Annotated in this window: 9 protein-coding genes; 8 read left to right on the top strand and 1 reads right to left on the bottom strand. The window is 41.4% G+C overall.

From position 1 onward, the window contains the following. Window positions 1-11: 11 nt before the first annotated feature. From ACTHN6_RS18350 to ACTHN6_RS18335, 4 genes are all read left to right on the top strand, one after another. A complete protein-coding gene (locus tag ACTHN6_RS18350; RefSeq protein WP_440437230.1) occupies window positions 12-431 on the top strand; it encodes an NUDIX hydrolase in 420 nt (139 codons plus the stop codon). Between the two features lie 56 nt (window positions 432-487). Next, window positions 488-1,129 (top strand): GNAT family N-acetyltransferase, encoded by a 642-nt coding sequence (locus tag ACTHN6_RS18345; protein WP_440437229.1) that lies wholly within the window; start codon window positions 488-490, stop codon window positions 1,127-1,129. Window positions 1,130-1,180: 51 nt separating this feature from the next. Further along, a complete protein-coding gene (locus ACTHN6_RS18340) occupies window positions 1,181-3,340 on the top strand; it encodes an ATP-binding response regulator (RefSeq protein WP_440437228.1) in 2,160 nt (719 codons plus the stop codon). 120 nt (window positions 3,341-3,460) lie between these two features. Continuing rightward, window positions 3,461-4,654: a hypothetical protein gene (locus ACTHN6_RS18335; protein WP_440437227.1), complete on the top strand. Its 1,194-nt coding sequence runs from the start codon at window positions 3,461-3,463 to the stop codon at window positions 4,652-4,654. Window positions 4,655-4,687: 33 nt separating this feature from the next. On the opposite strand, the gene ACTHN6_RS18330 is transcribed toward ACTHN6_RS18335, so the two are convergent. Continuing rightward, complete coding sequence (locus tag ACTHN6_RS18330; protein WP_440437226.1) at window positions 4,688-5,209, bottom strand: hypothetical protein; 522 nt, start codon at window positions 5,207-5,209, stop codon at window positions 4,688-4,690. Between the two features lie 254 nt (window positions 5,210-5,463). On the opposite strand from ACTHN6_RS18330, the gene ACTHN6_RS18325 reads away from it, so the two are divergent. From ACTHN6_RS18325 to ACTHN6_RS18310, 4 genes are all read left to right on the top strand, one after another. Further along, window positions 5,464-5,943 (top strand): hypothetical protein, encoded by a 480-nt coding sequence (locus tag ACTHN6_RS18325; RefSeq protein WP_440437225.1) that lies wholly within the window; start codon window positions 5,464-5,466, stop codon window positions 5,941-5,943. 141 nt (window positions 5,944-6,084) lie between these two features. Then, entirely contained in the window at window positions 6,085-6,423 is a 339-nt protein-coding gene (locus tag ACTHN6_RS18320; protein WP_440437223.1) for a DUF4134 domain-containing protein, read from the top strand. 14 nt (window positions 6,424-6,437) lie between these two features. Continuing rightward, window positions 6,438-6,866, top strand: coding sequence for a DUF1896 family protein (locus tag ACTHN6_RS18315; RefSeq protein WP_440437222.1), 429 nt, complete (start codon window positions 6,438-6,440; stop codon window positions 6,864-6,866). Between the two features lie 35 nt (window positions 6,867-6,901). Next, window positions 6,902-12,439, top strand: coding sequence for a helicase-related protein (locus ACTHN6_RS18310; protein WP_440437221.1), 5,538 nt, complete (start codon window positions 6,902-6,904; stop codon window positions 12,437-12,439). The last annotated feature ends 11 nt before the right edge of the window (window positions 12,440-12,450 follow it).

Here is a 12,450-nt window from a genome sequence, read left to right as displayed (position 1 = left end):
CGGGTTACAGTATGAAAAGAGTATTAGCTGCAGGCGGTGTTGTCATTAATCAGAACAATGAGTTACTGATGATATTCAGGCGTATCATCTGGGATTTGCCCAAAGGACATTTGGAAAAGAAAGAAACAATGGAGCAATGTGCCCTGCGGGAAGTTAAGGAAGAAACGGGCTTGCAATCCTTAGAGTTGATACGCTTTCTTGGCATATCCGAACACGTATATTTTGACAACAAGCTGAATGAAGAAGCAATAAAGGAAACGCACTGGTATGAAATGAAGGGAGACAAGGATGAACCGTTGCAGCCACTGTATTCAGAAAGTATAGAAAGAGTGTTATGGGTAAAGTCGGGTCTGGTGATGCGTTATCTGGAGTATTCCTTTGATAACCTCAAACCGATCATACAGCGCTCATCCCTATTCACCACTGGTTAATGTGTCAACAACAGACTTTTTTGTTGATGCGATTGCGAATGCTAAAAAACAATATCATGAAAAAAACCGATCAAAATTGCAAACCACGCCCCGACTTCAATAATAGTCCCATACAGGGTATGAGAAGAGCAGGCAAAAGTGACAAGGTATTAATTGTAGATATGCTTACGAAGTCTTTTGATACTAATGCCAGTGTCAATTATATAATCAGGCAGGGCAAGAAGCGAATAAAAAGAATCCGGGCTTTGATGGATTATTCATTTGAGGTCTGCCATCTTTTTGGAGATGTTTTTATCAACACAGAGGGCAATGCCTGTGCGCTTATCGTTTACCCTGATGCAAAAAGGACAACGTTGAAATCCATTTTGCTTGATGCCAAATTGATTTTTCGTTGCGTTGGCTTGGGTAACCTGATGAAAACTATTAAGAGGGAAAAAATAATCAGCAGCGCCCAGCCTAAAATACCGATGACTTATCTATGGTTCATTGGTGTTTTTCCTTCCGATCAAAACAACGGCATTGGAAGCAAGTTGCTTCAATCTATCATTGATTATAGCAGCTACCATGATCGCCCTATTTACCTTGAAACATCAACGGTTAAGAATTTGCCCTGGTACGAACAGTTCGGATTTGAGGTATATCACGAAGTTGATCTGAGCTACCACCTCTATTTTTTTAAAAGGGACATTAAAAGATGATGAGCAATGTTAGTATTTGGTACACAAATGCACATTGTCACATTCATTTTTGTGAGCATAGAAATCGTTATCTTTTTCTACCTGCTTATATTTCGCCTTGCAAGACCGCACGATAAGATAACGAACCTAAACCTCATTCTAATTTTTCTTTTGCTTGCTTACAACGTCAGTGGCGGCTTATTGCCTGATGAAAAATTACCCGGCTCCTATTTCACACAGGAAATTATTGCCTACGCTACCGGTTTTATTACACCCTGCTTCTTTCCCTACTATGTGTATAAGGCATTCAACCTGTATAAGATGGAATTTCATGCACATAAAGGGATATTCATATTTCTCATCTTCCCTTATATTCTGTTTGTTCTGACTTTCTGGTACTCCAATGATTTAAAATATGCTCAGAACCTGCTTGTTGTTCCCGTATTGTATGCTGCCTGGGTGATTATTTCCCTGATTAAAGCCATCCGTTATAAATACAACAATGACTTCAGCAGTACTGAAGCCAAACAGGAAACGGTGGTATTGTTATTCAGTATAACACCGTGGATTGGCTTACCTATCATTACCTATTTTGAAATGGGACAAGCAATTGAAGCCGTAGTTACAAATGTGGGCTTCCTGCTTTTATTTGGATTACAGGTGAATAGGGATATTATACAAATGCGGATAGAACATGAGCAACTGATTGATTCGGAACGACTGTTAAGAAGCTGGAACACAGATTTGAAAGAAGAAGTGGAAAAGCGAACAAAGGAATTGGAAAGAATTAACGAGCAAAAGGTCAACAACTTTATTAATCTTGTTCACGAAACAAAGACGCCGCTTACCTTAATCAAAAACTATCTGGAAGAATACATTGGCAAATATGGTTCTGTACAGGAATTAGATATTATAAAGGGTGGTGTAGATAAATTGACTGCCGACGTCATTAACCTGTTCGACATTGAACGATTTGCAAAAGGTATTGATACCTACAAACACAATCAGGTTTCAGACTTTAGCGCTTTGCTGAAAAGCAGTCTGCCTCTTTTCGGACATTATTGCGACAAGCAGAAAATCAAATGCACTCTTGCTATTGAAGATAAGCTGCTTATTAAAGCTGATCCCTTCGCCATTAATCGTATTGTCAACAATATCATTGAAAATGCTATTAAGTTTACTAATGAAGGCGGAGAAATAGCCATATCCCTGCATAGTCAGGATGGCACAGTAGTTTTCGCTGTTAAAGACACAGGCGAAGGAATAATGCCTAACCTCCAAAAGAAGATCTTTGAGCCTTATTACCAGATCGGGCATAAACATACCCGTCTTCAGGGAATGGGATTAGGTTTACCTATCGTTAAAAAAGTAGTGGATGGGCTTGGAGGAAAAATTGAAATTGAAAGCAACCCTGCAACAGAACCGGGAACCCGGGTAACGATTATACTTCCTGCATACACGTTACAAGAAAACGAGGTTCCAATTCAATTTGTAAGCGGGCTTAGCAAACTGAATTATGAATTTAATTACGATTACGTTAAAGAGCATGAGTTTATACCAGGAAAACGCACCCTCCTTTTGGTAGAGGATAACATTACCATGATTAATTTTCTTTTCAATAAGCTAAGTGAATTATACAATGTATTGTGCGCATCTAACGGTTCTGAAGCCCTCAAAAAGCTGTATGCAATGAAACTAATGCCAGACCTCATTCTTTCCGATGTTATGATGGACAAAATGGACGGCTTTACTTTTGCCAGAACGCTTTCGGAGCAAGACAAATACGCTCATATACCCATTATTTTCCTAAGTGCTAAATCCAGTCAGGTTGACCGTATGAAAGGACTTAAAGTCGGAGCGATAGATTTTATATCAAAGCCTTTTTCTTTTGAAGAATTAAACCAGAAAATAGAAACAGTGCTGGCAAATGTCGCCAGGCAACACAAAGCAATATTAAGCTCATCAATAGCAAGCCTTAAAGCACTCAACAATCAGGAAGCAGATGACGGGAACATTTCACAGTCAAAATTTGAACAGAATTGCAAGCTGTTCCAGTTCACGACCAGGGAGATTGAAATTGCCCACCTGATAACCAAAGGAAAAACATACAAGGAAATAGCAAAGCAGCTCTTTATCTCGGATAAAACCGTTACCAAACATATACAGAACATATTTGAGAAAGCAGAAGTTTCCAATAAGGTTTCGCTGATAAATAAATTGAAAGCAGCGTAAAAGGCATTGATATACTGGTAATTGAGTAGGAAAATAGTAGGATTTACGTATAGGTTGACGGAGATTGTAAACATATATTTGCCATGACAAGTTGTTGCCACACAGTAAAAGAGAAGAGCTATGAGGGGAGGCTATATACTGGAATGGCTGGATACATTGGTTACTGTTACATTTAATCCGGCGAAAACGAGGGTAGCTGAAATTGTGCCTGAAAACATAGTAAAGCTCCATGAGCAGATTACTATAGAAAAAGAGAAAATTCAGGTCGCTATCAAGTCTATTGTATTTAATATTGATGATGAAGCCAAAATACGGTGTTCCATCAAAAAATATCATTCAAGCCTGATTATGCTGCTGGATCAGGCATTGGAAAATAAGACGCAGATTTCAAAGCCCGCATTTCTGAAGCCGGTATTGGGCAGTATCATCTCCAGCATTGATGAACTGCTTTCATTGATTGAAAGCAGGTTTATTACTTATTTAAGTATAGATGAACGTGTGCCTGCCACCTATCTTGCAATTGCAAAAAAGGAACTTTCCAGGAAATTGGCTGCCATAACGGAAAAACTTCACAACATTCAATCATTTCAACCTGCATTTAGTATTCTAAAGCAGGAAATCGAAGAACTGTTGAATTATCAACCCGATACACACGCATATACTTTTCAGGAGATACTTTACCTTAAAGACTTGTGTATGGAACTTGGGCGGCTTATGCCTATGGATGAGGCTACCGTTTATTCCAATCTTGACGAGTTGCTCGTTTCCATGAATTTTAACAGCAAGCCCTATATATACAACCTCACGCAAAGAGTGGCTGCTCACGTAAATAGCAGTGAGCAAACTGCGGGAAAAATGGAACGGCTGCTATTTCATCTCAAAGTGTTCAGGCAGTTTCACAGGAAGCCAAATATAATATTCAACCCAAAGGATGCCGATTTGTATAAACAGGTTTGCAACTGGTTTACACAGGAACTATTTTATCTGGAAAAGCAGATACACTATTCAATTATTCCATTGAAAGAAAGTGTCCCTAAAGAGACTGAAAAAAACAAGGAAAAGCAAAAAATCCTTTCTATACTCTCGGTTGATCAAATGGCGCTGGTTTTAAGGGCGGCAGACGACATGAAGATTATTATGGCTCGTTCATTAAACAGTGTGTTCAAAAACATCGTACCGCATTTGTCAACTCCTTACCAGGAAGATATTTCTTATGACAGTATGAGAAGCAAGTCCTATTCGGCAGAACAGCGAGATAAGGAGATAGTAATACAGACCCTGCAACAAATGATCAACAAGATAAAAGAATATTAAAAAAGCTCAATCCAGTAATAGACTGCTGGCATTTTAATGTTGCTTATCAAACTTCCAACCTGAATCAAAAAATGATAAGGTAGCACGTTGCGTTTCCTTTTCAGAAAGATCACGTTTTATGAGCTTGCTAAAGGGTGTAATATTTTTGTACACTACCGTATATTCTACAACTGCACTTTTCTTATCATCCTGCATTTGAATGCCGGTAACTTCACCCAAATCCATATCGGCTACTTTCACCACCTGTACATTATCGTACTTCTTATCTATACGTACAAGGTAAGGTTGCGCCTTTTCCGTAAAATGAACAATCGGTTGTCCGGCATCTTTTAGCTTTTGCGTTTTATCTACCATTATCAAACCCTCACTTTCCAACCCCGCATCTAATAGTTTCTTAGCACTCGCCGGATCAGTCATATTGATTTCATACTCGTACACTTTAGGATAATTCTTTTCGGTACGAATAGCAGATGCCGCTTCTTGTTTTTCCAATTTAGGCTGATCACATGAAGCCAGGAAAAACAGGGCAAGTCCCAACACACTTACTGTTTTCATAACAATTCTTTTTAGCTACTGAACAATAACGATTCATCAAGGTTTACGACTACAAATTTAAAAAAAATAATCGGTTCATAGCGCTCTGTAAGACCTGATTTTCATTGGGGTACAAGGGGTACAACTTCAGATACAACAAATGTTGGACTTGAAACACGCTTTCTATCGTCGTTTTTTTGCTATCGAAATTGAACGTAAGCAACTCGCTATACGGTCGAGTATTTAAAACAGTGTAGAACGAAAAACAGAAGCGTATGTTAAAGAACATTTCATGGACGGACTACCTTATAGTGGTTGCCATAGCATTAGCCATTTACTACCTATTTGTAGGAGTACGGTATTTTTCAACGGAAATTAAAGAGTTGCTTTCCGGCAAACGAAAGTTGAGATTCAGGGCGGCTTTATCTGACCCCAACGGGCAATATGAACCGGTTGAGGAACAAAGTCAGCAACACAGCGGCAGTTTTGAAAAGACAACGGATGATGATTTTGCAGAAGTAGAACACCTCATTGAACGCCTGAAAACAGTGATTGCCGATGCTTCACGCAGGGAACTGATTCCCCAGGAATTTAAACAATACCTCGGAATGGTACTGAAGGAATACCCCGCAGTAAAATACTCTCCCCTTCGGTCATCCATCAATGAACTGATTACATCGGAGTGCGAAAAATATGGAACTGTTACACTTAAAGATGAAGAAGTGGATTTGTTGTGGAAAGAAGTAGCAGTGTAGCAGTCCAATAACGGAGTATGCTTCCCTGTCCATCCCGGTGCGTGAGAGCAATGTGTGGTAGGATTTAGCGGGCAATGTGATGGCGAGGCATCTCCGTTTATTTTTTTAAAAGTTGATTTTAAATTTTAATAAACGTGTGTTATGGAAATGTGCAGCAGGAAAACAAAAAGGAATAACCGTAAAACGGTTATCATGATCTGCGTCGCTCTGGCGCTAATGGCTATCCACTACGGGGCATTCGCTCAGGATGGCATTCAGGGTATTAATGAAGCCAATACCAAAGTACGCAGCTATTTTTCCGCAGGTACTAATCTCATGTATGCTGTGGGTGCGTTGCTTGGGTTAATTGGCGCTGTAAAAGTGTACCAGAAATGGAACGCAGGTGATCAGGACACGGGGAAAGTTGCCGCTGCCTGGTTTGGCAGTTGCATTTTTCTGGTGGTGGTTGCTACTGTTATTCAATCCTTTTTTGGCGTTTAAAAAAATCAGGACGTATGCAAAGTATGCTAACGGAAAAGTTGTGGACGTATATCGTTCACAACAATCCTGACCTCATGTTCAGCTTACAGGAGAACTATTCTGTTACCCGGTATCTGGAAGAAAAAGTAAACGCCGTCATGCCAATGGCAACGCAGCTTCTTGGAGAAAGAAGACCGCAGTATGTCATTGAAGAATTATGCCTCAATGCAATGACGGAAGAATTGAAACCATCCCGCTATCAGTATATCCGCTCGGTTATCGAAGAAGAATTTAATGCAGACTACGAGCGAATGAAGGAAAACGGAACATTGACCTATGAAGTAGTAAATCTCATTGAAGCCTGTAAAAGCATCTTCAATGATTTTGAGTTTAACAGCGAAAACGAAGCAAACAGGCATTTGAGATATGCCATTATCGGGCAGGTACATGATTACCTCGCCTAAGCCGAAAGAAAAGTGAAGAAAGAAAATGTGTAGTTATGGCTTACAATGTTTCCCAAAAGCTGCATGATAATCTTCAAGCTACACGTATAGCTATAGATTATCAGAACGGTCGTCCGCTTACTGCGGAAGATGTCGCCAACCTGAAAAAATATGCAGGTTTTGGTGGCATTAAGACTGTTCTATATCCGTATGGTCCACCGGAAAGATGGCAAGCTGAGGGTGCTACCAAAGAGGACATGAAGCATCACAAGGAAATCATGCAATTGCATGACCTCCTGACAGAAAACTACGGTTTTCTGCCCTATAAGGAAATTATTGGGTCATTACGAAACAGCGTTCTGACAGCATTTTTTACGCCCGAAGTAGTACCCAAAACATTATACAGCGTGCTGGCAGCACAAGGGATTCAACCGAAAAGATTGTATGAACCCTCTGCTGGCTCCGGGGTGTTCATCAGCGAAGCTGTTACAAAGTTCCCCGACTTGGAACAGATCACGGCAGTGGAAAAGGACAGGCTTGGCGGATTAATACTGTCAGCCATTAACAGTACACTGCCAGTTAAAACAGTTACACATATCACGGGATTTGAAGAAGCTCCGGTTAAAGATAATGGTAGCTACGATCTGGTAGTGAGCAATATTCCTTTTGGGAATTTCTCGGTATATGACGAAGCCTTTCCCGATAAAGAACTATCAGGTAAAATACATAATTACTTTTTTGCCAAAGGGCTGGACAAGCTGGCTGAAGGCGGTCTGATGGCTTTCATTACAACAGATGCTTTCCTGAACAGCCCTTCTAATCACACGGTAAGGGAATACCTCTTTCAACAGGCAGATTTTGTGAGTGTAGCAGTGATGCCCGACAACCTGATGAAAGATACAGGTAATACCGAAGCTCCAAATCACCTTCTCATTGTTCAGAAGCATAAAGGCAAGGAACAGCTATCCAATAGTGAGAAACTGTTACTCGATACGGTGGAGCTTAAAAACGAATATGGAAGCTACCACCAAAACCTGTTCCTGTTCAACCATAAGGAAGTTATTATAGGCAACAAGATAATACCTGGGAAAAATCAGTATGGGCAAGCCCATGAAACTGTGTGGCAGGAAGGTGATATTGATCAGATCAGGGATAGCCTTTATGACAGTATTATATCACAATTCCAAAGTCGCTTCAATGCTGAATTATATCGGCAAGCACAAACGCAAACATTACCCGTTGCAGAAAATGAAGGCAAAAAACTGACCTATCTCCCGATGCCGGAAAACAAAGCAGAAATCGCATCGGTACAATTAGGACTATTTGATACAGCACCGGCAGAACAGATTAACCGGGCAACAGCATATATCAATCAGCTTGACGAAACGGTTGTACAAAAAACGACAGCCCGTATCATCTGCACGATACGCACTACGGATAAGCCCAGCCATGAAAACGTGGTGCTACTTACTGCTAAGCAGCACAAAAGCAACCGGTTTTTATACAAGCTCTATTCAAATGTCAAAGAAGTGGATCACTTGTCTGCAAACTGGATGGATGCCCGCTTATTGGGTCATGAGCTGACGGGTATTTCCAATTATCTCAAACAGTTTGATCACAGCTTCCGGTATGAAGGAGATCAGACGCTGGAAGGCTTTTTCCGGTTTGAGCAGAAAAATCCGCTCCCCTTTATCGGTCTGAAACCGTACTACCAGGAAGGTACATTAGTAGTACACATGGGTGATGTCGGCACAATCGGCAACCCTGATCCAGAATACAAACAAGCCGTATTTCAGCCGCTCGGTCTTCAGGGCAATATCCATTTCTACGAAAAATACACGGCGCTTCGTGATACTTATCTCGAACTATCGGCTAAAGAGGTAACAGGAGAAATAATCAGCGATGATGACCGGGATAAGCTCAATAGCACATACGAAAAATTCATTGCTGAATACGGTCTGCTGAATAGCCCTGATAACCGCAGGCGTATCCTGGAAGATACCGCTTTTGGCGTAATTACATTGTCCTCGCTGGAACGCAGGGATGGCGAACGATTTGTGAAAGCGGATATACTTACTCATTCCATCCATCAGGTAAAGGAACGTTTTATAACCGATGATCCTGTTGAAGCCCTTGCCCATAGCCTCAACGATACAGGCAAAGTAGATATAGGCTTTATCAGCGCAGCAATGGGTCTGGAGGAAAATGAAGTAATCCCTCAACTCGGCAATCATGTGTACTTAAATCCTGCCAGTAATGAATGGGAAACAGCAGACCAGTATTTGAGTGGTAACGTGGTAGAGAAATTACGGCAGGCAGAACGCATACATGGACAATTCCCGGACAATCCACAATACAAACGAAGTGCTGAAGCGGTAGCAAAGGTGCAGCCGGAGCGTATTCCATTTGAGTTACTCGATTTTAACCTGGGTGAACGCTGGATACCTACTTCTTATTATGAGCGGTTTGCCTCCATGCTGTTTGAGCAGGACACTACAATAAATTATTTCCCTTCACTGGATGCTTTTAAGGTAAGCACCGGCATGAATATCAAGGTTGCAAGGGAATATGCCGTCACACCCAAAAGCGGGCGCACTACCTACGGATATACGCTGCTGGAACATGCTCTGGAAAATACAACCCCTTTCTTCACCTATGAGGTAAAAGGACCTAATAATACTACTATCCGGCTCCCGGATAATGAAGCTATACAGTTGGCTCACCAGAAGATTGAACAAATCAGAGGTGGCTTTATCAATTGGCTGAATGAATTACCTGATATAGAGAAAAAGAGTTTAGAGAACCTGTACAACGATACTTTCAATTGCTACGTGTTAAGAGAGTTCGATGGCAGTCATCTCAAATTCCCCGGCTTGGATAAAAAAACATTGGGGATTGAAGATCTGTACAGCTCACAAAAGAACGCTGCCTGGCGCATCATACAGAATCGCGGCGCTTTAATTGACCATGAGGTAGGATTAGGCAAGACACTAACCATGATCGTTTCTGCACAAGAGATGAAAAGGTTAGGAATTGTGCATAAACCCATGATCGTTGCACTAAAGGCGAATGTGAACCAGATTGCGGAAACTTATAAAAAAGCCTATCCTAAAGCACGTATTCTATTTCCCGGACAAAATGATTTTACACCTGCACAACGGCTGCGGTTATTCCATGAAATAAAAAACAATAACTGGGATTGTATCATTCTCACGCATGACCAATTCGGCAAAATACCGCAGTCGCCTGATATACAAAAAGAGATATTCCAGACAGAACTGGACAACGTAGAACGTGACCTGGAAACTGTCAGGGAGCTTGGCGGCGACATCTCTAAAAAGATGCTCAAAGGGCTGGAGATACGAAAGAATAACCTGGAGGGAAAGCTAAAGGCAGTTCTGAAAGACATAGAAGAAAAGAAGGACACAGGTATCAACTTCAAGGAAATGGGTGTTGATCACCTGTTTGTAGATGAATCTCATAAGTATAAGAACCTCACTTTTACTACCCGTCATAATCGGGTTGCCGGTTTAGGCAATATAGAGGGTAGCCAGAAAGCACTCAATATGCTGTTTGCAGTGCGTGAACTGCAAAGCAGGTTTAACAGCGACCTCTGTGTAACCTTCCTTTCCGGTACACCCATATCAAACAGTCTCACCGAAATGTACCTGTTGTTCAAATACCTGCGTCCGAATGAAATGGAGCGTCAGCATATTGAAAACTTTGATGGCTGGGCAGCCGTATTTGCACGCAAAACAACGGACTTTGAATTTTCTGTAACGAATGAGATCATCGCCAAAGAACGCTTCCGTCATTTTATAAAAGTACCGGAACTGGCTCTATTCTATAATGAGATCACTGATTATAAGACAGCTAAGCATATCAATCTCGATAAGCCGGAATTGCATGAAACGCTGGTGAATATAAAGCCAACACCGGAACAGACTGAGTTCATTAAAAACCTGATGCAGTTTGCTAAAACAGGAAATGGCGAACTGATCGGACGTGGCAGGCTTACGCCGGAAGAAGACAAAGGCAGAATGCTGATTGCCACCAACTATGCTAAGAAAATGGCGGCAGATATGCGGCTCATTAATGATTGGAAGTACAGCGATCATCCTGATAACAAGGTAAACGTTAGTGCCCGGAAGATAGCCGATATATACAAGCAGAGCATGGAGCATAAGGGTACACAAATTGTTTTCTCAGACATCGGTACACCTAAGCCCGGTGAGTTTAACATCTACGATGCGCTTAAAGAAAAGCTGGTCAGAGATTTTAGTATTCCAGAACGGGAAATCACTTTTATCCACGACTGGTCAGATACCAAAAAACCCGAACTATTCCGTAAAATGAACAGAGGTGAAATACGCATTCTGTTAGGCAGTACGGAAAAAGCAGGAACAGGTTTGAATGTGCAGCAGCGTGTGATTGCCATGCACCATATTGATATTCCCTGGAAGCCCTCGGAACTGGAGCAACGTAATGGGCGTGGCGCACGCCAGGGCAATCTCATTGCCAAAGAACATTACGGCAACAAAGTTCAGAACTATGTATATGCGGTAGAACAGTCACTCGATAATTACAAATTCAATCTCCTGAAAAATAAACAGACGTTCATTTCACAAATGAAAAACTGTGAGCTGAATGTACGCACGATTGACGAAGGAGCCATTGATGAAAAAAGCGGCATGAACTTCTCCGAATACATCGCCATACTGTCCGGTGATACTTCCCTGCTGGAAAAATCCAAACTGGAGAAAAAGATAGCAGTAATGGAAAGTCTGAAAGTATCTCATTTCAGGGAAATCTCCCGCAATAAATACCAGTTGGAAAACCTGCAAAACGAGCAGGTATCCACCATAAAAATACTCGACAAGCTCACGGCTGATGAAAAGATGTACAAAGCCGTGCTTCAACTGGACAAAGATGGTATAAAGGTCAATGCCATTAAACTGGATAACGTCAACACAACAGACAGTGAAGCAATAGGCAGGCATATTATCAAGCTGTATCAGGATTGGAAACCGGCTACCGCAGACGAACATACGTCACAGATCGGTACACTGTATGGTTTCAACCTGTACATACGCAGGCAGCAGGAAGCCTACGAGGAAAATGGAATTTTTGAATACCGCTATTCTAATAGCTTTTATGCGCAACGTGAGAATGACGGCATTAAGTACACATATAACAACGGGCTACCAAATACAGATAACCCCAAGCTGGCAGCAAGGCATTTCCTCAATGCGATTGACCGTGTAGAAACCCTGAAGGAAAAATACCAGCATACTTTATCTGAACTAAATACGGCAATACCTAAGCTGGAACAGCTTACCACAAAGCCTTTTTTGCAGGAGGCTGAATTACAGCAAATGAAAAATGAACTGGCTAACCTGGAAAGACAGATAGCCATCAAGATACAGGAAAACCAGTTGAAGCAACAGCAGGGAGAAGCAAACGAACCGGAAGAGATTGGCGAAACACCTGTCATTCAACTGGCAGAAAAAGTAAACGGGCATTCCGTTCCAAAAGAAATGGTATTGGCATCGCAACAGGTGGCAGAACGTCCTCGCAGCAGGATGAGATTATAACATTCAATATA

The sequence above is a fragment of the Parafilimonas sp. genome, assembly GCF_051953455.1.
Classification (GTDB): domain Bacteria; phylum Bacteroidota; class Bacteroidia; order Chitinophagales; family Chitinophagaceae; genus Parafilimonas.
The sequence above is the reverse complement of the archived record's forward strand: the minus strand, read 5'-3'. Positions and strand labels throughout refer to the sequence as shown.